Source organism: Thioalkalivibrio sp. AKL12 (genome assembly GCF_000377925.1).
Taxonomy (GTDB): domain Bacteria; phylum Pseudomonadota; class Gammaproteobacteria; order Ectothiorhodospirales; family Ectothiorhodospiraceae; genus Thioalkalivibrio; species Thioalkalivibrio versutus.
Genome location: NZ_KB898900.1, coordinates 89,912 through 114,994 on the forward strand (window position 1 = coordinate 89,912; position 25,083 = coordinate 114,994).

General features: G+C 63.2%; 22 protein-coding genes. 17 read left to right on the top strand and 5 right to left on the bottom strand.

The annotated features are described in order from the left end of the window. Positions 1-11: 11 nt before the first annotated feature. The 4 genes from D579_RS0110850 to D579_RS0110865 all read left to right on the top strand — a co-directional run bounded on the left by D579_RS0110850 (position 12) and on the right by D579_RS0110865 (position 5,486). A complete protein-coding gene (locus D579_RS0110850) occupies positions 12-923 on the top strand; it encodes an ABC transporter ATP-binding protein (protein ID WP_018952026.1) in 912 nt (303 codons plus the stop codon). Between the two features lie 35 nt (positions 924-958). Next, positions 959-1,405: a cyanase gene (gene cynS, locus D579_RS0110855; RefSeq protein WP_018145423.1), complete on the top strand. Its 447-nt coding sequence runs from the start codon at positions 959-961 to the stop codon at positions 1,403-1,405. A 126-nt stretch (positions 1,406-1,531) separates the two neighbouring features. Then, the gene (locus tag D579_RS0110860; protein ID WP_018952027.1) at positions 1,532-3,997 is read left to right on the top strand and encodes a bifunctional diguanylate cyclase/phosphodiesterase; all 2,466 of its coding nucleotides are present in this window, start codon (positions 1,532-1,534) and stop codon (positions 3,995-3,997) included. Between the two features lie 238 nt (positions 3,998-4,235). Continuing rightward, on the top strand, positions 4,236-5,486 hold the full coding sequence (locus D579_RS0110865; protein ID WP_018938553.1) for a site-specific integrase: 1,251 nt from the start codon (positions 4,236-4,238) through the stop codon (positions 5,484-5,486). Positions 5,487-5,694: 208 nt separating this feature from the next. Here the strand turns inward: D579_RS0110865 and D579_RS15245 are convergent, their stop codons facing one another. Next, positions 5,695-5,937, bottom strand: a complete 243-nt coding sequence (locus tag D579_RS15245) for a hypothetical protein (RefSeq protein WP_196800941.1) — start codon at positions 5,935-5,937, stop codon at positions 5,695-5,697. Positions 5,938-6,499: 562 nt separating this feature from the next. Between D579_RS15245 and sufB the strand changes: the two genes are divergently transcribed. The 7 genes from sufB (at position 6,500) to D579_RS0110910 (ending at position 11,908) form a co-directional block, all read left to right on the top strand. Continuing rightward, the gene (gene sufB / locus D579_RS0110880) at positions 6,500-7,948 is read left to right on the top strand and encodes a Fe-S cluster assembly protein SufB (RefSeq protein ID WP_018952029.1); all 1,449 of its coding nucleotides are present in this window, start codon (positions 6,500-6,502) and stop codon (positions 7,946-7,948) included. Between the two features lie 60 nt (positions 7,949-8,008). Next, positions 8,009-8,431 (top strand): SufE family protein, encoded by a 423-nt coding sequence (locus D579_RS0110885; RefSeq protein ID WP_018952030.1) that lies wholly within the window; start codon positions 8,009-8,011, stop codon positions 8,429-8,431. Between the two features lie 43 nt (positions 8,432-8,474). Further along, on the top strand, positions 8,475-9,224 hold the full coding sequence (gene sufC / locus D579_RS0110890) for a Fe-S cluster assembly ATPase SufC (RefSeq protein WP_018952031.1): 750 nt from the start codon (positions 8,475-8,477) through the stop codon (positions 9,222-9,224). Beyond that, positions 9,221-10,558, top strand: a complete 1,338-nt coding sequence (gene sufD, locus D579_RS0110895) for a Fe-S cluster assembly protein SufD (protein ID WP_018952032.1) — start codon at positions 9,221-9,223, stop codon at positions 10,556-10,558. The genes sufC and sufD overlap by 4 nt, the downstream gene beginning before the upstream one ends. A 23-nt stretch (positions 10,559-10,581) precedes the next feature. Continuing rightward, positions 10,582-11,127 (top strand): putative Fe-S cluster assembly protein SufT, encoded by a 546-nt coding sequence (sufT, locus tag D579_RS0110900; protein WP_018952033.1) that lies wholly within the window; start codon positions 10,582-10,584, stop codon positions 11,125-11,127. After that, entirely contained in the window at positions 11,127-11,447 is a 321-nt protein-coding gene (locus tag D579_RS0110905) for a non-heme iron oxygenase ferredoxin subunit (RefSeq protein WP_018952034.1), read from the top strand. Before sufT ends, D579_RS0110905 begins: the two co-directional genes overlap by 1 nt. A 77-nt stretch (positions 11,448-11,524) precedes the next feature. After that, the gene (locus D579_RS0110910) at positions 11,525-11,908 is read left to right on the top strand and encodes an iron-sulfur cluster assembly accessory protein (RefSeq protein ID WP_018952035.1); all 384 of its coding nucleotides are present in this window, start codon (positions 11,525-11,527) and stop codon (positions 11,906-11,908) included. Positions 11,909-12,058: 150 nt separating this feature from the next. Here D579_RS0110910 and D579_RS0110915 read toward each other — a convergent pair whose 3' ends face one another. Together D579_RS0110915 and D579_RS0110920 are read right to left on the bottom strand one after the other, a co-directional pair. Next, entirely contained in the window at positions 12,059-12,724 is a 666-nt protein-coding gene (locus D579_RS0110915) for a response regulator transcription factor (RefSeq protein WP_018952036.1), read from the bottom strand. After that, complete coding sequence (locus D579_RS0110920; RefSeq protein ID WP_196800942.1) at positions 12,721-14,547, bottom strand: ATP-binding protein; 1,827 nt, start codon at positions 14,545-14,547, stop codon at positions 12,721-12,723. The genes D579_RS0110915 and D579_RS0110920 overlap by 4 nt, the downstream gene beginning before the upstream one ends. Before the next feature lie 599 nt (positions 14,548-15,146). Between D579_RS0110920 and D579_RS0110925 the strand changes: the two genes are divergently transcribed. From D579_RS0110925 to D579_RS0110940, 4 genes are all read left to right on the top strand, one after another. Next, the gene (locus tag D579_RS0110925; RefSeq protein WP_018952038.1) at positions 15,147-15,770 is read left to right on the top strand and encodes a hypothetical protein; all 624 of its coding nucleotides are present in this window, start codon (positions 15,147-15,149) and stop codon (positions 15,768-15,770) included. 128 nt (positions 15,771-15,898) lie between these two features. After that, positions 15,899-16,525, top strand: coding sequence for a hypothetical protein (locus tag D579_RS0110930; protein WP_018952039.1), 627 nt, complete (start codon positions 15,899-15,901; stop codon positions 16,523-16,525). Next, positions 16,522-17,334: a hypothetical protein gene (locus D579_RS0110935; protein WP_155985609.1), complete on the top strand. Its 813-nt coding sequence runs from the start codon at positions 16,522-16,524 to the stop codon at positions 17,332-17,334. Before D579_RS0110930 ends, D579_RS0110935 begins: the two co-directional genes overlap by 4 nt. A gap of 125 nt (positions 17,335-17,459) precedes the next feature. Continuing rightward, complete coding sequence (locus D579_RS0110940) at positions 17,460-20,057, top strand: collagen binding domain-containing protein (RefSeq protein ID WP_155985610.1); 2,598 nt, start codon at positions 17,460-17,462, stop codon at positions 20,055-20,057. Between the two features lie 89 nt (positions 20,058-20,146). On the opposite strand, the gene D579_RS15360 is transcribed toward D579_RS0110940, so the two are convergent. Beyond that, positions 20,147-20,341, bottom strand: coding sequence for a hypothetical protein (locus D579_RS15360; protein ID WP_231376859.1), 195 nt, complete (start codon positions 20,339-20,341; stop codon positions 20,147-20,149). A 21-nt stretch (positions 20,342-20,362) separates the two neighbouring features. Here D579_RS15360 and D579_RS15365 point away from each other — a divergent pair, with 21 nt between their 5' ends. Next, positions 20,363-20,665, top strand: coding sequence for a hypothetical protein (locus D579_RS15365; protein WP_231376860.1), 303 nt, complete (start codon positions 20,363-20,365; stop codon positions 20,663-20,665). 1,146 nt (positions 20,666-21,811) lie between these two features. Here the strand turns inward: D579_RS15365 and D579_RS0110955 are convergent. Next, entirely contained in the window at positions 21,812-22,747 is a 936-nt protein-coding gene (locus tag D579_RS0110955; RefSeq protein ID WP_231376861.1) for a response regulator, read from the bottom strand. 522 nt (positions 22,748-23,269) lie between these two features. Here D579_RS0110955 and D579_RS0110960 point away from each other — a divergent pair. Beyond that, entirely contained in the window at positions 23,270-25,006 is a 1,737-nt protein-coding gene (locus D579_RS0110960) for an EAL domain-containing protein (RefSeq protein WP_018952045.1), read from the top strand. Positions 25,007-25,083 lie beyond the last annotated feature (77 nt).

A 25,083-nucleotide genomic window follows, 5' to 3' on the forward strand; every position in this document is an offset into this window, starting at 1 on the left:
GGAGACCTATCATGAGCAAGGGATTCCTCGAAATCGAGAACCTGAGCCAGCGCTTCCCGCAGCCCGACTCCAGCGAACTGATGACCGTGTTCGAGGGCGTCGACGTGACCATCAACAAGGGCGAGTTCGTCTGCCTGATCGGTCACTCCGGCTGCGGCAAGTCCACCATCCTGAACGTGCTCGCCGGTCTGGCCACACCGACCGACGGCAACGTGATCATGGACAACAAGGAGATCAACGGCCCCAGCCTCGACCAGGGCGTGATCTTCCAGAACCACAGCCTGCTGCCGTGGCTGTCGGCGCGCGACAACGTGATGTTCGCGGTGCGCGCCCGCTGGCCGAACTGGAGCAAGGCGCAACGCCTGGAACACGCCGAGCGCTACCTGCACATGGTGGGCCTGGACCACGCCATGGACCGCAAGCCCTCGCAACTCTCCGGCGGCATGCGCCAGCGCGTCGGCATCGCCCGGGCCTTCGCCATCGAACCCAAGCTGCTGCTGATGGACGAGCCGTTCGGAGCCCTGGACGCCCTGACCCGCGGGGTCATCCAGGAGGAGCTGCTGAAGATCTGGTCGGAGACCCACCAGACCGTGTTCATGATCACCCACGACGTGGACGAGGCGATCCTGCTTGCCGACCGCGTGCTGCTGATGACCAACGGGCCGCATGCCCAGGTCGCCGAGTCGGTGAAGATCGACATCCCCCGGCCGCGGGAGCGCGCCAGTCTGCATCAGCAGGAGGCCTACTACCCGATCCGCAACCACCTGGTCGACTTCCTCGTGAACGGCGCCAAGGAGATGTCGGCCAAGGCCCAGGCGGGCGCCGCCCGCGGTGACAACCCGCGCCACAGCCCGCGCATCGTCAACCCGGCCAAGCCCGAGGCCAACCCGGAACCCGGTCCGCGCATGGTTCGCGCGGTCTGACCCCCAGTCCATCCATCGCATTCAAGGAGCACATGATGAGTCTCAGCAAGAGCGCCATGACCACCACCATCCTCGAGGCCAAGGAGAACCGCGGAACCACCTGGGCCGCGATCGCCGAGGCCACCGGGCTGCACGAGGTCTACGTGACCTCCGCCTGCTACGGCATGAACCACCTGGAGGGCGACCAGGCCGACAAGCTGGCGACCTTCCTCGGTCTCGGCCCCGAGGTCTCGCAGGCGCTGCAGGCCTTCCCGCACAAGACCTGGGACAAGACCATCCCCACCGACCCGGTGATCTATCGCTTCTACGAGGCGATCAACGTCTACGGCGACACCATGAAGGCGCTGATCCACGAGAAGTTCGGTGACGGCATCATGAGCGCCATCGACTTCACCATGGACATCGACAAGGTCGAGGACCCGAAGGGCGACCGCGTGAAGATCACCTGGAACGGCAAGTTCCTGCCCTACAAGAGCTGGTAGCGTCCCCATCGGTCACGCGGCGGCCGGGCTCGCCGCGTGACCGCCCTTTCCCGCGAGCCGGTACCCCAACGCCCGTTCGCGCCCGAACGTGTACGGCAAGTCCCTTCGCATAGTAGGCTCTTGCCGATGCGCCATCCATCCACCCTGCCCCGTCTGCTGATCCTGCTGATCAGCCTGTCCGTTGCTGCCCCCGCAATGGCGGCAAATAGTGACGACGCCAGCGTATACACCATCGGCGTGCTGGCCTTTCGCGATGCCGAAGAGACCACGGCCCAGTGGCAACCCACAGCCGACTACCTGAGCACGCAGGTCGACGCGGCCGAATTTCGCATTCAGGCACTTAACTATCCGGACCTGGAGCAGGCCGTCGCCACCGGAGGCGTTGATTTCGTCCTCACCAACACCGGCCATTACGTGCGCCTGGAGGCGCAACAAGGCATCACCCGCCTGGCCACCCTCATCGCCGAGGAGCAAGGCCAGCCCATTCGTCAGTTCGGCGGGACGATCCTGGTCCTTGACGAACGCAATGACCTCCAGTCACTGGACGACCTTCGTGGGCAGCGGTTGCTGGCGGTGGAAGAAGACTCTCTGGGCGGTTGGCTGGCCGGTTACGGGGCCCTGCGCAGCGCTGGCGTGGATCCGTTCGAGGACCTGGCGTCGGTCCACTACACGGGCATGCCCCACTACCGGGTGATCGAGGGCTTGTTAACCGGCGAGGCCGACGCCGGCATGGTGCGCACCGGCGTGCTGGAGGAGCGGCTGCAATCGGGCGACCTGCCCGCCGACACCCTGCGCGTACTGGCGCCCCGCAAGACAGCGGGGTTTCCATTTGCCCACTCCACCCGGCTTTATCCTGAATGGCCGTTCTCGCGTCTTGGACACACCCCTGACCAACTGGCCGAAGCCGTCACGATCGCCCTGCTGAGCCTGCCCGCGGATCACCCCGCGGCGCGTGAAGGCGGCTACCACGGCTGGTCAGCCCCGTTGTCCTACGGGGCGGTACACAAACTCCTGGAAGAACTCGGCTACCCGCCCTACGACCGCACCGTGGCAATCAGCCTGCGCGCCTACTGGGAGGCCCGGCCGGAGGTCCTGCTCGGCTTCATGGCGGGGCTATTGCTGCTGAGCGGGTTGGCTGCGCTCTACTACCGGCGTCTGACGCGGCGGCTTTCACTGGAGGTCGAGCAACGCCGCGCGGCGGAGGGCCGCCTGCGCGCACACGAAGCTCGCCTGGCGTACCAGGCCGGGCATGACCCGCTGACCGGACTGCCCAACCGCACGCTGCTGCAGGAGCACCTTGACGAGGCCATGCAACAGGCTCGCCAGCGGCAAGGCCTGGTGGCCATCCTGTTCGTGGATCTGGACCGCTTCAAAAACATCAATGACAGCCTCGGCCACCGCGTCGGCGATGACCTCCTGCAAATCCTGGGCGAGCGCCTGAAGACGCGCTTCGAGGCCCGCACCGTGGCCCGGATTGGGGGCGACGAATTCATCGCGGTAATCGACGACGCCGCAGAGCATCAAGAGCTCGAGGCCCGCGCCCGCCAGCTTCTGGAGCTCATAGCCGAACCCTTTGCCGTCGGCGGCTGGACCAACTTGCAGGTAGGCGCGAGCATCGGTATTGCACTGTTCCCGGAGGACGCCACCGAAGCCGGTGAGCTTCTCACTCAGGCCGATGCGGCGATGTACGAGGCCAAGGACGCCGGGCGCAACACCTTCCGCTTTTACCGTACCGCCCTCACCGATGCCGCCAACCAGCGCCTGGAGATCGAGAACCGGCTGCGGCACGCCCTGGCCCAGAACGAACTGGAGGTGTTCTACCAGCCTCAGGTACACATGACGTCCGGGAAGATCACCGGGATCGAGGCACTGGTGCGCTGGCGTGACCCCGAACGCGGCCTGATCGCGCCGGACGTGTTCATACCGCTGGCCGAGGAAACGGGCCTGATCGCCGCCGTCGGGGATTTTGTTCTGCGCGAGGCCTGCCGCCAGGTCGTGGAATGGGATCGTCAGGGCCTGCCGCCGCTGGAAGTCTCGGTCAACCTGTCGGCGCGCCAGGTCGCCGCACCGGGCCTGCTCCATCAGCTCCGCCAGGTCCTGCACGAATCCGGACTCCCCGCACAACGCCTGACCCTGGAGCTCACCGAAAGCACCCTGATGGAACAGGCCGACACGACCCGTGGCACCCTGCAGCAGATCAAGGGCCTGGGCATCGCGCTGGCCATCGACGACTTCGGCACCGGGTATTCGTCGCTGGCCTACCTGAAGGAATTCGCGATCGACATCCTGAAGATCGACCAGACCTTCGTGCGCGACCTGCCGGAGGACCGCAACGATGCCGAGCTGGCCATGACCATCATCGACATGGCCCACAACCTGGGGCTGGATGTGCTCGCCGAGGGGGTTGAAACCGAGGATCAGCTCGGATTTCTGGCCGCAGAGGGCTGTGATGCCTGGCAGGGCTATTTGTGCAGCCGCCCCCTGCCCGCCGCATCCCTGGCCGAGCTCGTGAGCCACCACGAACCCGAACCGTTCGCGCGCCGGGCCCCGGTAAAGGCCGCCATGGCCCCACGGGGCCACCTGCGCAGCTGAACCTGAAAAAGGAAAAGGCCTGCGAAAGCAGGCCTTCTCCTTGGTGTTTGGTGGAGCGGAGGACCACCGCCCCGGTGTTTCAATAGGTCTCACAGAGCCTCTCTATCTCTCTGGTTCTTCGGCCCTTTTCCGGACTCCCCGTTCTCTCCTTGTTGAACTTCGTCTCAACCTGTAGCATCCAAGAACATCTTTTTTGGGTATACAGGAGGCACTACACAAAAAGCCTCCACATAACTCTGTGAGGGACACCGTGCCGAAGAAGGCGAAGGAGCTAACCGCCATTGAGGTCAAACGGATCGACCGTCCAGGCTTCCATGCGGTGGGCGGCGTGTCCGGCCTGACGCTGCGGGTGACGGACACCGGATCGCGGCAATGGGTGTTACGCGCGCGCGTGGCCGGAAAGCGGCGCAACTTCGGTCTTGGAGGATTCCCCGATGTCATGCTCGCACAAGCCCGTGAGCGGGCGCGGGAGCTGAAGGATCAACTGTGGCGGGGAATCGATCCAGTAGCCGAACGCAGAGCCGAAGAAGACGCGAGGCGCGCCGAGGAAGCCAAGCGGCTCACCTTCGCCGAGGCCGCCCACCAATGCCATGCCGCGAAGCAAGACGAGTTCCGCAACCTGAAGCACCGCAAGGATTGGATTCGCTCGCTGGAGCACTACGCCTTCCCGACGATGGGCAAACTTCCGGTCTCCGCTATCGAGTTGGGGCACGTCAAAGCCGTATTGGACCCGATCTGGAAAGAAAAGACCGAGACGGCCAGCCGGATACGCCAGCGCATTGAATCGGTGCTCAGCTGGGCCACCGTGAGCGGTTATCGCGAAGGCGACAACCCGGCCCGCTGGAAAGGGAACCTGGAGGTTGCGTTGCCTGCCCCGCGCAAGATCCGCAAGCGCGACCATTACCGAGCCCTGCCCTGGAACGATGTCCCAGCATTCATGGAGGCGCTGCGCCAACGGCCCGGCATGGGCGCACGGGCGCTGGAATTCGCCATCCTGACGACCGCCCGATCGGGTGAAGTGCGCGGCGCAACGTGGGATGAAATCGATCTGGACGCCCGAACATGGACAGTGCCTGCTGAACGGATCAAAGCGGGCAAACAGCACAGGGTTCCGTTGTCCGATGAAGCCGTGGCCCTGCTGGAAGCCCTGCCCCGCTTCGCGAACTCCAATTTGCTATTCACCGCACCCCGAGGCGGTGCGCTGTCCGATATGAGTATCAGCGCCGTCTGCAAACGCATGCAGGTGGACGCGGTACCGCACGGATTTCGATCGACGTTCAAGGACTGGGCCCGCTCCTGCACCACCTACGCCGATGAGGTGAGCGAATTGGCGCTGGCACACGTGAACAGCGATGCCACACGAGCGGCCTATGCCCGCGATGAGTTGTTACCTCAGCGGGCGCGACTAATGGCCGATTGGGCGCGGTTTCTCCGCGAAGGGACGCCAGACGGGGCCACCGTTACCAGCATCGAAGATGCTCGGGCCTGACAGGCCTGCGCAAAGAGAATCGACGTCGAGACCCTGAACGTGAACATCGCCTCGGGCATCCCGGTCCACTTTAGTCCTTCACCTTCCGGCCGCCTTCGACTTGCTTCAGCGTCTGAACAATCTGGCTTTCCGTAAACCGACTCTTGCGCATCTCGGCCTCCTTTGGCTCTAGTGTGCCCGGAGACCTCCAGTTTTCAATGGACCGAATTTACGGGAAGGCGACAACTCGCTGGCAGTAACTCAGCTCGACCGGGTCCGAGTCCCCTACGTGCAGTTTCGGTGCACCCTCTTCCTCGTCCACGAACCGAAAGGTTCGACACCCATCGCGTATTTCCGATATGAACGCCACCTCCAGGTTCATGTGCACGCGCACGGCATGCAAAGCCTCCTGCAGGAGATCCGCCGAACCACCTTGCCCGTCGAACGGTAGGTCGAGTCCTTCTGCGATCATCGGCATTTCCACACGATACGAAGTCACTCCCGCCATTTCCCTCTCCTACCACAATCCTTCACATCACCTTCGCTCGACCATACAGACCCGTGAAACACGTTCGCAAGGGACGGCTCTGTCGGCATCCGAAAAGGACTTGACGGTGTTACGGGCGTTCGCCGACAGAACGAGAAGCGGAGGAAGCACGAAGCCCACAGGCACCTGTTCCAAGGGCTTCGCAGGATCTCGCGGACAAGGCTACAGACCCGTGCTGCCGTTGGAGTTCCTCGCAGGTTGCAGGGCTAAGAGTCCCTGCGCGCCGAATACCTTATTGAAACACTCAGGAATTCCATTAGCGTGACCTAACGCAGGTGTCGATAAGGCGGTTCGCCCGTTCGCACCGACGAGGTCCGGGAGCCAGTGAGGCAACTTGCACGGATCGAAGAGGAGCAAAGCCCGCGAGGTGGCCGGTAGCAGTCTTGTCCGGCTCTGCTCAAGGGCCCCATGGCTTTTCGTCGGGATTCCAACCCACGGGGCCCGAGAGCCCCGGAAATCCCGCAAACCCGAAAAACGGAGTAGAGGCATGTCGACAGAGCCGAAAGACATCGAGCAACTCGTCAAGCGCGACTACAAGTGGGGGTTTTCGACCGACATTGATCAGGACATCCTGCCGCCCGGCCTCGACGAGGATGTGGTCCGCGCGATCTCGCGCAAGAAGCGCGAGCCGCAGTTCATGCTGGACTGGCGCCTTGCCGCATACCGCGACTGGCTGGAGATGCGCGAGCCCAACTGGGCACATGTCCATTATCCAAAGATCGACTTTCAGGCCATCTCCTACTTCGCGGCCCCCAAGTCGAAAGACGATGCCCCGCAAAGCCTGGACGAAGTCGATCCCAAGCTGCTCGAGACGTACGAAAAGCTCGGTATCCCGCTGCACGAGAGGGCGCGTCTGGCTGGTGTCGCCGTGGATGCCGTATTCGACAGCGTCTCGGTCACAACCACCTTCAAGGAGAAGCTTGCCGAGGCGGGCGTGATCTTCTGCTCCTTCTCCGAGGCATTGCAGAACCATCCCGAACTCATCAAGAAGTATCTCGGGACCGTCGTGCCACGCAACGACAACTACTTCGCCGCGCTGAATTCCGCTGTGTTCTCTGACGGTTCGTTTGTGTACATCCCCAAGGGCGTGCGTTGCCCGATGGAGCTGTCCACCTACTTCCGGATCAATGCCATGGACACCGGGCAGTTCGAACGGACCCTGATCATTGCCGAGGAAGGCTCCCACGTGAGTTACCTGGAGGGCTGCACCGCGCCCCAGCGAGACGAGAACCAGCTGCATGCCGCCGTGGTCGAGCTGGTCGCCGAAAAAGATGCCGAGATCAAGTACTCCACCGTACAGAACTGGTATCCAGGCGACGAGGAAGGCAAAGGCGGCATCTACAACTTCGTCACCAAGCGCGGCGAGTGCCGTGGCGATAACAGCAAGATCGCCTGGACCCAGGTCGAGGCCGGGTCGGCGATCACCTGGAAGTACCCCAGTTGTGTGCTCACCGGCCACAATTCGGTGGGCGAATTCTACTCCGTCGCCGTCGGCAACAACTTTCAGCAGATCGACAGTGGGACCAAGATGATCCACATCGGTCGCAACACGCGCAGCACCATCATCTCCAAGGGCATCTCGGCCGGTCGCGCCAACAATGCCTACCGCGGTCTCGTGCGGATGACACCCGGAGCAGAAAACGCACGGAACTACACCCAGTGCGACTCTCTCCTCCTCGGATCCACCTGTGGTGCTCACACCTACCCCTATATCGAGGCCAAGAACCCGAGCGCTCAAATCGAGCACGAGGCGACCACGTCGACCGTTAGCGACGACCAGATCTTCTACCTGAAGCAGCGGGGCCTGTCGGAGGAAGACGCGGTCAACATGATCGTCAACGGCTTCTGCAAGGAAGTCTTCGGCGAACTTCCCATGGAGTTCGCAACCGAGGCCGAAGCATTGCTGGCCGTGTCTCTGGAAGGCGCAGTCGGCTAAGGCCTCGACCCGACCAGAGCCGCACGGCGCGCCATGCACGAACCGCGAGGACCAAACGACATGAACGAGCAGGAACTGATGACGGCCTTCGAGATGCTTCCGGACTGGGATGACCGGTTCAAGATGATCGAGGACCTCGGCAGCAAGATGCCCGCCTTGCCGGACGAAGCGCGAACCGAGACCCATCGCATAAAAGACTGCAACACGAAGGCGTGGCTGACCGCTCACCTGGACGATCAAGACCCACCCCGGCTGGTATTCCACGCGGATGCCGAAACCTCGATGGTACGCGGCTTGATGGCTTTGATGCTGCTGCCGTTTCGCGACAAGACGCCGGAAGGCGTCTTCCAGACCGACCCTTATGAAATGTTCGGTCAGATCGGTATCGATGAGGCGCTCAGCCCCACCCGCCGAGCCGGCATGGAGGCCCTGATGTTCCGCATCCGGGAGCTTGCTCTGGAACACATGCCCGCTCGGGCCTGATGGCCTCGCCTATTCAACAATCGGATTCCTGGGAGAACACCACATGCTGAAGATCGAGAACCTGAAGGCAGACATCGACGGTAAAGAGATCCTCAAAGGCATCAACCTCGAGGTTAAACCGGGCGAGGTGCACGCGATCATGGGCCCCAACGGCTCTGGCAAGAGCACCCTTTGCCAAGTGCTCGGGGGGCGTGATGGCTACGACATCACCGCGGGTTCCGCGACCTATCAGGGGGTCAACCTGCTGGAAATGGAGCCCGAAGTCCGGGCGCGCGAGGGACTGCTACTGGGCTTTCAGTACCCGGTAGAGATCCCCGGCGTGAAGAATATCTACCTGCTCAAGGAGGCCTACAACGCCCAGCGCAAACACCGAGGCGAGCCAGAAGCGGACACCTTCCAGTTTCTGAGCATGGTGCGCGAGAAGATGAAAATGATGCAGATGGATGAGAGTTTTCTACACCGAGCGGTCAACTCGGGGTTCTCCGGCGGCGAAAAAAAGCGCAACGAGATCCTGCAGATGCTGGTACTCGAACCCCAACTGGCCCTTCTCGACGAGACCGATTCGGGCCTCGACATTGATGCGCTCAAGATCGTCTCCGAAGGGGTGAACCATCTGCGCTCCGCGGAACGCGCGATCGTCCTGGTCACGCATTACCAGCGACTGCTCAGCCACATCGAACCCGACTATGTGCACGTACTCTCCGGCGGTCGGATTATCAAGTCCGGTGACAAGACCCTGGCTGAAGAGCTTGAACGCGATGGATATCAGGGGATCATCGAGGAGGCCGCATGAGCGCGATCAGCCAGGAAAACCACTACACCCTACAGGCAGAGCAACTCGACGATGCGCTCCCGCCCCACCTCCCGCAATGGCTTCTGGAAAGGCGGCGGGCGGCGGCCCGCCGATTCGTCGAAACGGGCTTCCCCGACCCTCGCGACGAAGAATGGAAGTACACCAACGTACGCCCGCTTACCAACAAGGCGTTCGCCGCAGCTGGACGGCGCGACAGCCTCGATGCCGCGACCGTCGCCGGGCACACCCATCAGGGTCTGGAACCGATCCAGCTGGTATTCGAGGACGGGCACCTGCGGCCGGACCTGTCGGAACTGGGTCCCCTGCCAGCGGGAGTACAGATCCACGGCCTCAACAGCGCGATCCATGAAAATCCGGATGAACTGGAACCGCACCTGGATGCCGTTGCACACGACTGGTTCTCGCCATTCCCAACGCTGAACACCGCCTTCCTGACCGATGGCGTCCTGATCCATCTGGCCCGGGGCGTAACGCTCGAGCGCCCCCTTCAGATTTTGCTTTACGGCAATGCGGAAAGCGAGGCGCTCTGGTGCCATCCGCGTATTCTGATCATCGCCGAGGAGCAGGCCGCTGCCACGGTGATCGAGCATTACGTGGACGCCGAAGGCGCGCGCGGTTTCACCAACGTGGTGACCGAAATCGTGGCGCACGCCGGGGCGCAGGTACAGCATTACCTGCTACAAGATCATAGCGACACGGCCTACCACGTCGGGAACGTGTTCGTGCGCCAACACCGCGACAGCGTCGTCACATCACACAACGTGAATATGGGGGGGCGGCTGGTTCGTCATGACCTGAACATCGACATGATCGAACCCGGCTCCGAGGTCCACCTCAATGGACTCTTCCTGGTAAGCGGACGACAGCATGTCGATACGCATACCCGCGTGCATCACTCGGTACCGCATACCCGGAGCCGGGAAGAATACCGTGGTATCGCCCAGGGCCATGGCAGGGGTGTTTTCAAGGGCCGGGTGCTGATTCAGGAAGGCGCACAGAAGACGGAGGCCGAGCAGCACAGTGCCAACCTGCTGTTGTCGGACAAAGCCGAGATCGATACCAAGCCGGAACTCGAAATCTACGCCGATGACGTCAAGGCCGCCCATGGCGCGACCGTCGGCCAGCTGGACGCGGAGGCCCTGTACTACCTGGCCAGTCGCGGCATCCCCCGCGAGACCGCGCGCGCCATGCTGGTTCATGCCTTCGCCGAGCAGGTCCTCGAGCGGATCGCGCTCGAGCCCGTACGCGAGGCCATGCGCGACCGCCTGTCCCAACGACTTCCGGGGACGATCGAAGACTCGATCGGCCAGTGAGTTCCTTTCGGGAGGATTCTTTCATGCAGACACAGGAAATCATCACTCTGGAACGCGACACGCTGGCGGTCGCCGTGCCGGCCGGCCACCAGGTCATGATCGGCGAAGGCAGCAAGCTGGCACTGGTGCAGGCCCTGGGCGGATCCTTCACCGTCACCGCCCAGGGCCGCATGTTCCGTATCAGCGGCCAGGATGCCGACGCGCTGGGGAAGACGCCCCTGGCCCCGCCACAACTCCCCGAGAACGCCACGGACGCCGACGTCGAACATCTGGTCTGGGAGCAGATACGCAGCTGTTATGACCCCGAGATCCCGATCAACATCGTTGAACTCGGACTAATCTATCGCTGCGAGGTCGAGAACCTGAGCGACGGCATGCGCCGAGTATGGATCGAGATGACCCTGACCGCGCCGGGCTGCGGCATGGGCGACACGCTCGCCAATGATGTCCGGAAACGGGTGATGGAGGTCCCGACCGTGACCCAGGCCTCGGTCGAGATGGTCTTCGACCCGCCATGGGACGCCTCGCGCATGAGCGAGGCCGCACGCCTCGAGACCGGGATGTTCTGATGAGTGACTGGGTGGATGTCGCCCCGGCCACAACCATCGAGCCGGGCCAGTACCGCATCGTGGACGTCGACGACGTACCCATCGCGGTGTTCAACGTGGAAGGGGCTTTTTACGCCATCGAGGATCTGTGCTCCCACGAGGAATATCCTGTCGCCGATGGCAAGATCGTAGGTGACCGGCTGACCTGCCCGCATCATGGTGCGGAGTTCTGTCTGCGTGATGGCCGGGCCCTGAGCGCACCCGCCGTGGAGCCCCTCACCTGTTTTCCCGTACGCGTACACGACGGAACGGTCCAGGTCCGCGATGACCGCTGGGATTGAACCGGAACCCGACGCCCCCTCCTATCAAAAGCGCCGATCAGACGTTGGCGCAAACCATTAAACAAGGAGCGATCGCCATGTCATCAGCTCTCGACCAAACACCCAACACACCCGTCGACGTAGCCCCCGACGACCACCTGCGCGCCACCGACCGCGCAGTGGAACACATTCTTGGCCAGATGCAGACCGACCCGAAGGCCAGCGGATTCCGAATCGAGATCAAACGGACCGGCTGCTCGGGCTGGATGTACGTAGTGGACCTGGTTTACGAGGCGCGCCCAGACGACCTGGTCTTTCACCCTGATGACCGACTCGCGATTCATGTCGACCCGAAAAGCTTCGAGTTCGTGCGCGGCATGGAGATCGATTTCAAGGCCGAGGGCCTGACCCGGCAAATCGTATTCAACAATCCGAACGTCACCGCCGCCTGCGGCTGCGGGGAAAGCTTCTCCGTCGACTGACGGCAACCCGCCGGGACGTTTCCGCCCGAGAAAGTCGCGGTCGTCCCGGTGGGCGCACCTCGAACGCATCCGCGCACGATCGGGAGGGGCCGCAGCCACCACCACCAGGAAAAACGCCCGTGCCTGCCGGACGATTCGCGCCGCTGCAGCCTATTCGGTGAGCACGGCGGGCATGATCAGCTCATAACCGTACTTGCGTATGGAGCGGATAGCCGGACCCTCGACCCCCACCTGGCGCAGCTTCTGGCGCAGCCGCGCCACCCGCACGTCGACCGCATTGGCCGTCGCGTCCTCCAGATTGACCCCCAGAAGTTCGGCAACCTCCCACCGCTCGAGCCCGCGGGAACCGGCAACACCCAACTGAGAGAGCAAACGCCCCTCGGTCGCGGTCAAGCGGACTTGGGCGTCGCGATAGATCAGCACACCCGTCGACCGATGGAGGCGAAGGCAGGGCTTTTGCGCCGCGCGCACCTGCAGTCGCCCCAGTGCCGCAAGCAGCACATCCGGCTCCACCGGCTTGGTCAGATAGACATCCGCACCAACGTCGTAGCCACGCGCAACATCCGCCGTGCGATGACGTGCCGAAACGACGATCACACCGACCTCGACCGAGGTCCTGCGCAACCCCTCAATAAGAGTGTAGCCGCTCATCTCGGGCAGATTGAGATCCACCACATAAAGCTTGGCCGAGGGAGCGCGTTCCAGCAGATCTTCGGCCGAATCCAGGGCAACCACCTGATAACCCTCGCCGCGCAGAAACTCGGCCGTCACCTCGCGCAGTTCGTCGTTGTCCTCGACCAAAACGACACTCGTCATTGCACCCCACCTACCGATGTTCTTTCTGCAAACGGCACCCGCAGACTCACCACCAACCAGTTCGCCTCGAGCGTCATGGATACCTCAACCCCCATCCGCTCGCACAATTGCCGAACGATAAACAGTCCCAATCCCGTGCCGGGCTTACTTCGGGCGTTCGACTGGCGATAGTACTTCTCGAATGCCCGCTCGGGATCGGGTGACCATCCGGGCAAGACAGTATTCCCCAGCTGCAGGACAACACCGTCCGCATCCGCGTCCAGCGACGCCACCACCGACGTGCCTGGCGATCGATACTTGGCCGCGTTGCCAAGCAGATTGTTCAGTACAACCTTCAGCAGGTCCGGGTCCGCCCGAGCAGGGGGTGCATCGCCCTCGATGGTCACGTCCAGCCCCAGATCGAGAGCACGCTCCACGAGCAGTTCGCGCAGATGGACCGACTCCGGCAGAGGCAGAAGCTTGCCCTCGTCAATCTCTTCCACCCGACCGGCCTGCCCAAGTGCATGGTCGATATTACCGATCGCCCGCTCGACCACTTCCGGTCGCAGCGCCCTCATCCGCTGCCCCATGCGCAACGTCCCCAGTGGCGTACGGATCTCGTGAATCAGCATCCCCAGTAACCGACCCACTTCCTCGCGTTTTTCACGCTCCGCGCGCGCCCGCATGGCCGCTTCGCGCGCTGCCGACTCCCAAGCCACCCGCTCATGCGCAAGCAGGCGTTGGCGGCGAAAAAGAACGTATGTGACGTACCCGGCAGGCACGATCGCGTAGGCGACGAATCCCAGCTCCAGCAACGTCCCGAAACCGACGCTCTCAATGGCCGCCGCGTAATACAACGCAACCAGTGGCAACGCCTGCAGCAGAAAGTACAGCGCTATCGCCCCACGCCGGATCGGGTAGACCGACCGATGCCTGGCCGACGCCAGCGGGATCAGCCCGAACCCCAGCACCAGCGTGACCAGTGCAGAAAGGTTATTGAGCTGCAGGGCAAGGCTGGTGTCACCGCTCACGAATGCAGCCGTCTTGCCCAGCGCAAAACCCAGCACGACGACCAGAAACAGCCCGGCAAGGCGTCGCCGGAGCCCCAGCTCTTGCAGCAACAGAAAATCGAACACCTGGGCCAGCGAGATATAGGCCAGTGCCGTCAGATTGTGCACCCGATCCTGGGAGGGCAAGGCTTCCCCGTCCAGGAAGGCGCGCAACAGCCCCAAGTGGACAACAAGAACCACCAGGTACAAAGCCAGGCGCGCGGACCAGACGATCAGCAATGGCGACGGCCGGCCAATCGTCGCCGCCACAGCCCAGAACAGGTAGAACAGCGTGGCACTGAACGCCACACTGAACAGCAAAAAGAACTGCGTGTTCTCCCGCTGCAATTCACCAGGCGTCAGTACCATCACCCGCGGCGTCATGATATTCGCCGACTCCAGCCGGATCATCAGGCCGTCGCGCAGGTGCGACTCCTCCAGCAGCACGCTGTAGCCATACCGCACGGCCGGGTCCGTTGGCGGCCAGCGGTCGCCGGCCTGCAGGATCGGCCGCGGCTCGCCGGACGCTGCGTAGACAGCAACATCGTCCAGGTGGATCGGCTGGATCACCAAATACCGCAGCGCGCCGTCCAGTACCTCAGGGTCGAAGCGCACCCGCATCCACACCGGTTCAGCCACAAAACCGAGGCTGCGCCCGGTCTCGAACCCGTGCCAATCCGCCCGCGGCCCCGGGGGCACCCTAGCGGCGGGTTCGCCAATCACGTAGTCGACGGTCGCAACCGCGCCATTATCCGTTCCGCCCCCCGACACCGGCGCCGCCAGCAGGATCAGCATCCCGCAGACGAAGACACCCGCCCAGCGGACGGCGGTCGTCAACATCGGCACAGCCCGCGCGGATCTTCAGGGCCACTGCCCTGGGCATCACCGACCGACCGGGCAGCGAGCGGGTGCCCGCCAGATCGGACATCGCACCCATCGCCGTGGTCAAGGCGCGCCGGATCCCGCCGTTGCATCCTTCACCCTCATCAGGCCTGTTCTGCTCACACCGAACGCCGAATCGCGTGGCCCGGAGCCACCCAAGCCAGCGTCAGCGGCAACACGCAGGTCAGCACCCGGCTCGGGATTCCACACAAGCGCCATTTCATGATGGGACCGGCCACTGACGCAGTATGCCGAGAACCGCGGGCGAAGAAGCGCGTTTTTGTCCCGCTTTGCACGGACTTGCTTCCGTTTTGGTTCCGGTTTTCGCCCGCTACGGCGCCTTTCCCCTCGCAAACAATCGGTTATGCCGATCGCGCCGCGCCCCGCGCCCCGCGCCCCGATGTCACGTTCTGTCAGGTTCGCTATCACCACTCCGCTACGTTCTTACCGGACATCAACCGCCCGGTTGGTCGCTTCAATGCCCCGAGGGCACTTTCAAAAGGAGCTTCATCATGAACCGACACCCTGTATCGATCCGCCGCGCTCTGCTGGCCACCGGCATCGCCGTAGGCCTGGGCCTGTCCCAAACCGCGCTGGCGGATACCGCCGAAGATCAACTGGAGATCACCGCCGGCCTGGCCGAGGCGCTGACGCTGAGCTGTGACGCGGCCCTAAGTTTCGGAATCACACGGGTCGGCGAACTTGACCGTACCGGTGCAACCACCATCACAGTTGACGCCAGTGACTCCAGCATCACTGTGGGCGGCGATGACTCGAATGTCACCGCTGGCAACGGTCAGGCTGGGGGATGCACGATTGCCGGGTCGAATGCAGATGAAAACGACCCCGTGACCGTGTCGATTGGTGGAACCGTAGCCGACCTCGTCTCAGGCGTCACCGTCAACCTGGATGGCGATGCCTCCGCATTCAGCGGTCTCGAAGCGCCGGATACAGCGTTGTCAAACCTCGAGGTCAGCAACTTCACGCTCAATGACAGCGTTAGCATCAACGCCAGTGGCGGCGCCAGCTTCACCATCGGCGGCCAGCTCACCATCCCGGAAACGCTCATTGGCGACAACCTTGGTGGCTATGCGAACACAGTCACCGTCTTGGTCGATGACGGGTTCGGCGACTAAACGCGCACTCGCCTGACCTAGGTGAACGGCCCATTCCACCCGGCCTCCTCGGCCGGGTGGAACCTTTGAACGGATCGGGCCGTGCCACTCCATCGAGCCATGACAAGGGCATTGCGATGAAAAGATCAATGCGACGGGATCGCGGCGCCGCACATCGGCGAGCCTGGTCGGCGCTGGGTGGCCTGGTATCCCTGGCTACCCTGGGTTTCGCGGCGCCGGCGCTGGCCGATGTCGCCACCGACGACTTGCAGGTCAACGCGGGGCTGGTGGCGGGGTTGACGTTGACCTGCGACAAGCCGCTGACCTTCGGCGTGTTGCGCATGCAGTCGCTGGACCTGGGTGTTACGGCGACCCAATGGCGGCTAACCCCCAACCTTCCCGAGCAGCTGCCCAGCTTCAATCAGACCGCGGGTGCCTTCGGCACGGCTACCAGTGTTTTGCCAGGTCCGGGTCAGGGTGAATGCGCCGTGGTGGGTTCCGTGGCGCCCGACGACACCACCATCGGCATCAGTTTTGCCAGTTCTTCGGTCACGCTCACCGGGGCCGAGGTTCTTGATCTATCGGCGGCGACGCCGCCCGAGCCGGGTCTGACAGTCGACCGGTTTCGCACAAATCCAAGCCTACCGACGATTGTAGACGGCGAGACGCGCTTCGCGATCGGCGCCGATCTGAACATTCCCAACAATTTGGTGACGGAAAACTTTGGCGGGTACACCACCACCGTCACCGTCACCGTTGAGGAAAATCTGCCGTGAGTCCGCGACAAACTGGAAAGCGCCAGCCATTGCGCCGGTCGGCACTCTTTTGGACGACCGGCCTGCTGGCGGGCTTACTCCTGACGGGGCCGGCACACGCCATTTCCGTATCCCTCAGCGACAATGTGGTGGTGCTGGACAACCGGCAGCGCTCCGGCGAAATCGAGCTGCTGAGCATGACGCCCTCGCCGGTGGAGTTCGAGGTGGAGGCCATGACGGTGCCCGAAGGCATACAGGATGGCAGCGATTACCTGCGCTGGTCCCCCGCGCGGACGCTGGTGCCGGCCAATCGGGCCAGCCCACTGCGCATGGTGTTCCGGCCACCCGCGGACCTGCCTCCGGGAGAGTATGTGGTGCGCCTGGCGGTGAAATCCCGCCAGGTGGATTTCCAGCCCTCGTTCCAGCAGGGCCCGGATGATGAAGTCCCGCCACAGGACGGACTCGCCATTGGTGTGGCCATCCAGCCGGTGCTGCCGGTCACGGTTTACATCCGTCACCAGGTGGACTCGCCCGCGCTGACCATCGGCACCTTCGAGCCGGCAGCCGATGACGAGGGCAGCCATGGGCAATTCATGGTCCGCAAGGCGCCCGAGGCTGTGAGTTTTGTGGGCACCGTGGCGCTGGTGGGCCAACGCTCCGGAGAGACGCTGACCAGCGGCCGGCTGCGCATGGGCCAGACCGCAACCGAGCGCCGCATCCGCGTCCCCCGCCGTGAGGGTGAGGAGGCACTGGGCGAGCCGGTGTGTCTGCACATCTGGCCCAGTTTCCCTGCGCGTGGTGCACTGGAGCAGCGAGTTTGCAGTGAGTGAGAGGCACGCATCTTGCCCGCCTCTGGCTGTCGGTCTTCATCCTCGCCGCAGGATCGGTGAAGCCCGGCGTCGTTGCGGCGGACGCTAAGTCATCCGAAGCGCTTCCGCCTGTCGAGCTACTTTTGGTGGAGATCCGTCTTAACGGGCGTCGATTGCCGGATTTCGAAGATCTATTGCAGACCCCGGACGGAGACCTGTGGCTGCCGCTGGAACCGCTGGTCCGGGCCGCCGAAGGAGAGTTTCTCGAGATCGATCAGGGCGACTACCGGGTGGCACTGGGGGTGGTCGCCGAGGACGTGCGCATTGACATTACGGCCGAGCAGCTACAGATCAACAGTCGCGCGCGCGAATGGCCACAGGTCGGCCTGCGAGTCGAGAACGAACAGTTGTTTCTCGATGAGACACAACTCGACGCCCTGTTCGGGTTGACCGCCACGCTCACCGACGACGGACTGCGGGTGAACGTGGATAGTGCCCGACCGCTCCCTGTCGATCTACGCCGAATGCGCGAGCGCCGCTGGCAGCGTTTCGAGCAGGGCTCCGCGGAGACCACTCAGCGCTATCGCGAGGTCAGTGCACCCTATGCGCTGTGGGGTACGCCGCGGGGCGAGTTGCGCCTGTCGGCGGCTGGCAGCCGCTCCCATTCACGTATCGAAACGCGAGCGAGCGGACGTTTAGAAGTGGAAGCGGCGTACATCTCCAACCGGGTCTTCTTCAACCTCGACGATCGCGACGGGCTGCAGACGCTACGGTGGACCGGCGGGCGCACATCGCCGGAGGGCCGTGCGTTTGGCATTGATGGCCTTTATCGCATGGAGTTCGGCGATGTATCGTCGTTCAGTCTGCCCCTGGTGGGCCGCGGCGGCAGTGGGCGCGGCGTCAGCTTCAGCACCGCACCCTTGTCGCGCCCCGATCTGTTCGACGTAATCCGGATCGAGGGCGACGCCCTGCCGGGCTGGGATGCCGAACTCTACCGGGGCACCGAACTGATCGACTTTCAGTCGATCGATGCGGACGGGCGTTACGATTTCGACGAGGTTCCCCTAGGTTATGGTGGCAATACGTTCCGCGTGATGCTGTACGGCCCGCAGGGGCAGGTGCAGGAAAGCACCATCCGGCGAGCCATACCCAGTGGCCAGCTTCTCCCGGGTGAGTGGCACATGCGCGGTAGTATGGTCCAGACAAACCGGCCCATGGTGGACTTGAGCAACCATCGCCGTGACTCGGGTGAACAATTGAATCTGCGGGCGGATTTCGGCCTCTCCGCCCGGCTCACCGCGAGTGCTTTGCTGGGAGTCGACCGCGAGCCCTGGTCGCGCCACGGGCGTCAGCAACCCGGGGCCCCTGGTATGTTGGACGATGCGGAAACCCCCTATCTGACCCGTTCCCATGTCGGGATCGCCATCCGACCGACGCTGGGCCACACGCGCTCCGAATGGGTCGTAATGCACCAGGACGGTGGTGGCACGGCCTTGCAGGCAGACGCGGCCTGGTCGCTTTGGGATACCTCGTTTTCAGTCGGCTACCATCAGTACGGTGCCGGTTTTGTAACAAGCAAGCGCGCAGTTGGTGGGCGCCTGTTCGACAGCCGGCTCCGAGTGCGCTCCAGTCGCCGCATCGGGGACCTGGGGGCCCTCAATCTGGGCTCGCTTGGGGTCGAGTATGACCGCTACAACCTGAGCGACGGCTCCCACCGCGAGGAATTCGGGATCCGATGGCGGCATCGCGTGGCCGCCGTACAAGCCGCGCACGAGGTGGACCACATCCGGGTGCGCGGACAGGCCTCGACGCGCTACCGGTTCCTGGGCTCTTACCGCAATGGCCCATTCAGCGCCCGCGGTCAACTCCAGGCGGCCGGTCAAGGTAGTTCCAGCCTGTCGGTTGGCAGCGTCTCGGGCGTCCTGGACTACCGCCGGGATGAGCACCGCAACCTGGGCGCAAGCGCTTCCTATAATCTATCCAGCGGCGGCTGGAGCGTTGGCGCCCGTTTCAGCCAGCGCCTTGCGGTGGGTGACCTGGGGCTCTCGACCAGTGTGAACGACGCGGGCGAGTGGTCCGCGGGCCTCAACCTCACGGTGGGCTTTGGTCAGGAAAGCCCCAATAGGCTGTCGCTGATGCCACCGGGGCATGTGGGGGGCGGTGCCGCGGCGATACAAGTGTTCGAGCCGAACCGGACCGATCTTGAGAATGGATCAGACCGGGACCAGCCGGTACCCGGCGTCGGGTTCCGGGTCGACGGCCGGCCGCACACCGCGGTCACGGACCCAGACGGCCTCGCCGTGATCCGCTCCCTTCCCATCGACCGCCCGGTCCGGATCGAGCTCGATCGTGACACGCTGGATGACCCTTTCCTGACCACCGAAAGCCCCAGGGTTCGATTTCAGGCGCGGCCTGGGTACAGCTTTGATCTGACGATGCCGCTACTGGATAGCGCCTTCGTCAGCGGGTTCGTGCAGCAGGGTGAGTATCGGCGTCCGCTGGCGGGCGTCACGGTGGTAGCCCGCCGCAAAGACGGTCTGGCCGAAGCGTCCACTCGCGCCCTCGGGGATGGCTACTTCGCCTTCGAGACCCTGAGCCCGGGGGAATGGACTGTGAAGCTCGACTCGGGCGAACTGCCGGAAGGCTGGAGCGGCTCCAGCCACCTTCTGACCCTGGAGGCCGGGCAGGACGTGCCGGACGTCATCCTGCGGGCGATACCCCCTGCCCTGCCACAATCACCATGATCCCGCTGATGGCCCGCATCGTCGCTCAGCCCGCACCCGTACCCGGAAAGCGGGCTTCGCCCCGCCTTGGCCGCGTCTCGCGGACCGCCTTACTGCTCGCCGCCCTTGTCGGCCCGCTCCTGCCCCGAGTCGTCGAAGGCAACAACGCCCCCTGCCCCGACATCCGGATCCAGGCAGAGACGGGCCTCGCCCTGGGTACCGTTCGTACCCTGCCGGGTGCTCGGGGGTTCCTCGAACTGCATCCGCGCCATGGCATATCCACCAGCAGCGACGGTGTTGTCCATCAGGGACCCTGGGGCCACGCAGTGCTGTATCTGACGGGCCCACCGGAACAGCGCGTCGACCTGGAGCTGGCGGTGCAGCAGACCTCGGACCACCATACCGCAAGTTTGCACCTCGCCGAGCTGATCGTACGCCATAGTACCGAGACAACGCGCCTGGAAGCGGCTGGCGAGACCCTGAGCGTGCGCTTGCCATCGCGAGAAAGACCGGATGGGAGTGCCCGCCTGCAACTGGAAATCGGCGCCGTCGCCGCCTTTCGCCACCATGTTGAGGCCCAGCAGGCCCATTACCGACTGACGGCAGCCTGCCTGTCCACGCGGCCATAACACGAGAGCCGTGGCAGGGATGCCCCGCCAATCAGCTTCGAGGGTGACACTCAGGTCCCCATCGATATCGAAGGAGCGCAATACGGTAGCACCAAAGGCTCCGCAGTCACCGCGCCTTGTTCGCACGCACAAGCGACTCGAGCGAGAGCGCGCACAACTAGGCAAACAGGTCCACTAGGGAACCCGGTCGGTAACCGTCGGCGGGTTGCTCGAACTGTTCCAGGGGGCGTTTTACGTGAGTGCCCTGAATTTGCACTTCCAGTATCAAAGAGGTCACAGGCTGTCGGTGAATCTGTGGCCGGGCGGTCGGGTCATCGCCGTAGTCAATCAACGCGCCCTCGGCACGATGCTTTTCGCGCACCAGAATGGTCGAGGCCTGAGCATCATGAAACCGCATAGCCTCGAGTATTTGCTACGACGAGTCGGGCCGCCGGCCAATTGATCTCGAAGCGGAAGGACTTACGTCACGCCGTGCCCAGCGGGCCCATCGATGGCCCTCTCAAATCAGTAAAACGCTGGCTCCGGGCGACAAAATGCCGTTCCGACTTGAAAGCATTCTTCGCCGCGGGCCCCGCCGAACCCGGCCGCCGCGATGCCGTGTTCTCCAAGTTTACACACCCCAACCGCGCAACCATCGCCCGGTACGAGGTTCTCGGCGCACGAAATCCCGCAACCCGCAGCGGACGTTCGTTGAATCAGCGCATCCCTGGGCGCATAGAAAGCATTCGCGGCCAGCGCGTCTCACGGGGAAATCGGGCGTACAGCCCAGAAACAAGAAAGCCCTCGCGAACGATCACAGGGCTACGACTACAGGGGGATAGAGCCGCAACCTTGCTTTCGCGGGAACTTGGAGGATCCGGACGGAGGCTGGCAGCCACGTCCACGCCAGAGCAGGGTTCCCATTCGCGAGGGCTAAGCAGAATGCTAGGTGCCACAGCTCAGCGGGACAACAAGAATCCCTTCCACGATCGTTCCACACTGCAACAACCATCTTGCATGGATCGTTAGCGAAGCACGGTGCCGTGTTTACTTCGCGTGCCGATCTACGGTCGCTCATCGGGTTGGACCCGGCGGCTCGAGGAAAGTCGCATTCATGCAGTATGGCGCAAGGAGGAACCAAATTCGGTACCCGGCCCTACCCGTCCTTCAGCAGAGTCCATCAAGGTACTCATGCATGCGATTCCAGCCCGAGTCCGTCAGATTCACCCGGACCCGGCGCTTGTCCATAGGATCCTGAAACCGCTCCACTAGCTCCTCCTTTTCGAGCATGTCCAGATACCGCGACGTGGTCGACAGGGGGACCCGCGCGCCGACTGCCAGGCTGGATACGTAGGTCAGGTGTCCCGATAACTGGTTCTGCGCAAGGTCCAGCAGCATATCCCATGCGGGATCCGACAAAAGACTACCAGGGAAGTACTCCCGCCTCCGCTCGCGCTCGGCGATCAACCGGCGGACCTGATCCAGGAGCGAGGATACCTCGACCGGATCCCCCGGGGGGCTCTGGCCCAGGGCGGGATCCTCGTGCGAATGAGGTCCGCGGCTACCGCGGGTCACCCCGACCCGCATGGCGACCTGTGACACCTTCGACTGCAGGTCGCTCAGAAGCGAACGCATCACATCATGCTCTCCCTCCCGCTGCCGGGCTTGGCGCGCACTCTCCATCGCCGCATGCACGCCATTCAACAGGTCAGTCCTCGATACGGGCTTGGTCAAACAATCCCGTGCTCCATGCCGCATGGCCAATACCGTCGCCTCCATATCGAGATGGCCGCTGACGCATACGATCGCCGGCGCGGCGTGTGGCGAAATGGAATCTCGTATCGCGTGCATCAGGGCGAACCCGTCCATTTCCGGCATCCGAAGATCCACAAGCACCGCAAGCAGCGACGGATATCCCCGCAGGAACGAGAGCGCCTGACGACCATTCTCCGCCCCAATACACTCGATCCCGTCGGAACCAAGGGTGGCGAGGATCTCGTCGAGTACCGTCGCATCGTCGTCGACAACCAGGACTTCGGGCTGCCGGGTTGCGGACGAAATGACCTTGCTGAGCGTTTCACCGTCGGGGTTGTCAACGTCCACGTCTATTGCTCCCTTGTGCGTCATCGAGGCTAATAGCTCGAGAAAACCACGCATTCCTCTCGCTTTCAGAAGTATCGCTCTCAGAATGGAAGGGTTGCATATAACCTCTGTGTTGTGGCGCCCAAGGCAAGTGGCGGCCCAACGCCAAGCGGGCAGACCCAGCAACCGACCTGAAGCAATGAACAAAGGCCGCGAATTCGGCCGCACCGTTGTAAGGATGAGTCCTGGCCACACTTCCGTGAGGGTCTCGGCCGTTTGAAAACTCCTTCCATACTGGAACCATTCAGGAAATACCCCATCGTACTTCGCGCCAGCGCAACGATAGACTGCGAGCAGGATCAGGGAGATCAAGGGCACCATGGTCTTCGTACGCGCCCGCAAGCGTACGCCAAAGCCTTCCGAGACAAGGCGGGTCGTGCAGCAGTAGTGGGCCTACCTAGCCGTTCATGCTGTATGTGCCCCGCACCTCGCGAACGGCTCGATCCCGCTAGGGGCCTCGGAGATATGGATGGAGACAAACCAGTGATCGAACACGTACTCGTCGTGGATGACTCGACGGAGACCACCGAGGAAATCATGGCCACCCTCGGGCGGCTCGGGGTCAAAAGTTATGCAGCGAATGACCTCACCTCGGCCAACCGCATTCTAGAGCGGACCCGAATCGACCTTGTGCTGCTCGATCTACGCCTGGGGAACGAAAACGGCCTGGATCTGCTGCCAAGGGTAGCGGCTCTGCCCCGCTTACCACCCCCGGTCGCTTTCGTGTCCGGCCTGGACCCCGATATCCTGATCAGTGCCGAGGATGCCGCGCGACGAGCGCGGCTACCAGTTGCCGGACACCTGGCCAAACCCCTCGGAACGCAGCAGCTTGCGGAACTGCTCGACTCGGTATCCCAGCGTCCCCTTCCGGAACACGTCGAGCCTCCGCCAATGGAGCCCTTGTCCATGGATGCCATGGAGCGCGCACTGGAACACGGCTGGGTGGTACCTTTCTTTCAGCCTCAGTATGACCTCGTGGACGGGACGTTGAGCGGTTTCGAGGCCCTGGCGCGCTACTTCCCGCCGGACCGCCCGGAACCCGTCGGTCCGGCCGCCTTCGCGGTCTATCTTGATTCCGAACGTTTCGCCTGGCGGATCTTCGAGTCGATGGCATGTCAGTCACTCGATCTCTTTGAACGTATGAACCACGGCGACCCGAATACCCGCCTGAGTATCAACCTGCCTGCGGAAATTTTCGCCGATCCCCGCTTCCCGGGAGAGCTGATTCGCTGGTGCCGCGACCGCGCATTTCCGCACGACCGTCTTGTACTCGAGTTGACCGAAACGCGCCTCAATCTGACCCCCGAACAGCGTATGGGCCTATCCAAGGCCCGCATTTCCGGCTTTGAACTGTCCCTGGACGACTTCGGAAGCGGCGCCTCGAATCTGGACCGCCTGGCCCAGCTGCCATTCACCGAGGTCAAGATTGATGCGTGGTTCCTGCTTCATGGTGAGGACGAAGGGCGTAACCATCACCTTCTCGGCGATATTGCCCGCCTCTGTCGTCAGCGGAATATCCGTACGGTCGTGGAAGGGGTCGAGGATTCCGCCCTCCTGGAGCTCGCCATCCGCGACGGGTTTAATGTCGGGCAGGGGTATCTCTTCGGTCGACCGATGAGTGCCGAGGACGCATCCAGCCTGCCGCTGGAACGCGACGAAATCGCAAGCCTGCGAACCATCACCATCAACAACGGATCGTCCCGTGCATCCCACGACCCGGTCCTGTCGCAGGACGAACTGGCGCTCCTGAACAGTCTGTGGGACGAAGCCTCGTCGCCAGAGCAAACGGGCCGCATCCAATCCATCACATCGGATTGCAGCGATCCCACACAACCCTGGTGCCTTATTGTGGAAGACGACGAGGTGGTTCGTGAAGAGATTGCGATCACGCTCAAGCAGGAGGGGCAAACATGCTGGATGGCCGAATCGCTTGAAGATTGTCGCTGGTCGCTGCGAAACATCGAGTCCATCGGCGTCATCTTCCTCGATCTGTGCCTGCCCGACGGGAATGGACTCGAAGTCCTAGAGCCCATTTTAAAAGCGGAGTACGGGCAGGCCCCTGCAGTCGTGGTACTGACCGGACACGGATCCCCCGAAGTGAAGCGGTTTGCGGAGCGCGCGGGTGCGACACTTTATCTGGACAAACCCGCGAGCTCGATCCGGATCCGCCAGGCGTTCTACGCGGCGCTTGCCCACTATCGAACGCAGCTGAGCGCTTAGGGAAACACTGATTATGCACAAGCTCGACTGGGTAACCCGGTTGTCCCGAGACCCGGCACCCCACGAATCGGGCATTG

Coding starts and splice junctions, on each gene's coding strand:
- D579_RS0110850 (WP_018952026.1), top strand. CDS start 12: ATGAGCAAGGGATTCCTCGAAATCGAGAACCTGAGCCAGCGCTTCCCG.
- cynS (WP_018145423.1), top strand. CDS start 959: ATGAGTCTCAGCAAGAGCGCCATGACCACCACCATCCTCGAGGCCAAG.
- D579_RS0110860 (WP_018952027.1), top strand. CDS start 1,532: ATGCGCCATCCATCCACCCTGCCCCGTCTGCTGATCCTGCTGATCAGC.
- D579_RS15245 (WP_196800941.1), bottom strand. CDS start 5,937: ATGATCGCAGAAGGACTCGACCTACCGTTCGACGGGCAAGGTGGTTCG.
- sufB (WP_018952029.1), top strand. CDS start 6,500: ATGTCGACAGAGCCGAAAGACATCGAGCAACTCGTCAAGCGCGACTAC.
- D579_RS0110885 (WP_018952030.1), top strand. CDS start 8,009: ATGAACGAGCAGGAACTGATGACGGCCTTCGAGATGCTTCCGGACTGG.
- sufC (WP_018952031.1), top strand. CDS start 8,475: ATGCTGAAGATCGAGAACCTGAAGGCAGACATCGACGGTAAAGAGATC.
- sufD (WP_018952032.1), top strand. CDS start 9,221: ATGAGCGCGATCAGCCAGGAAAACCACTACACCCTACAGGCAGAGCAA.
- sufT (WP_018952033.1), top strand. CDS start 10,582: ATGCAGACACAGGAAATCATCACTCTGGAACGCGACACGCTGGCGGTC.
- D579_RS0110905 (WP_018952034.1), top strand. CDS start 11,127: ATGAGTGACTGGGTGGATGTCGCCCCGGCCACAACCATCGAGCCGGGC.
- D579_RS0110910 (WP_018952035.1), top strand. CDS start 11,525: ATGTCATCAGCTCTCGACCAAACACCCAACACACCCGTCGACGTAGCC.
- D579_RS0110915 (WP_018952036.1), bottom strand. CDS start 12,724: ATGACGAGTGTCGTTTTGGTCGAGGACAACGACGAACTGCGCGAGGTG.
- D579_RS0110920 (WP_196800942.1), bottom strand. CDS start 14,547: ATGCTGATCCTGCTGGCGGCGCCGGTGTCGGGGGGCGGAACGGATAAT.
- D579_RS0110925 (WP_018952038.1), top strand. CDS start 15,147: ATGAACCGACACCCTGTATCGATCCGCCGCGCTCTGCTGGCCACCGGC.
- D579_RS0110930 (WP_018952039.1), top strand. CDS start 15,899: ATGCGACGGGATCGCGGCGCCGCACATCGGCGAGCCTGGTCGGCGCTG.
- D579_RS15360 (WP_231376859.1), bottom strand. CDS start 20,341: ATGGACAACACCGTCGCTGCTGGTGGATATGCCATGGCGCGGATGCAG.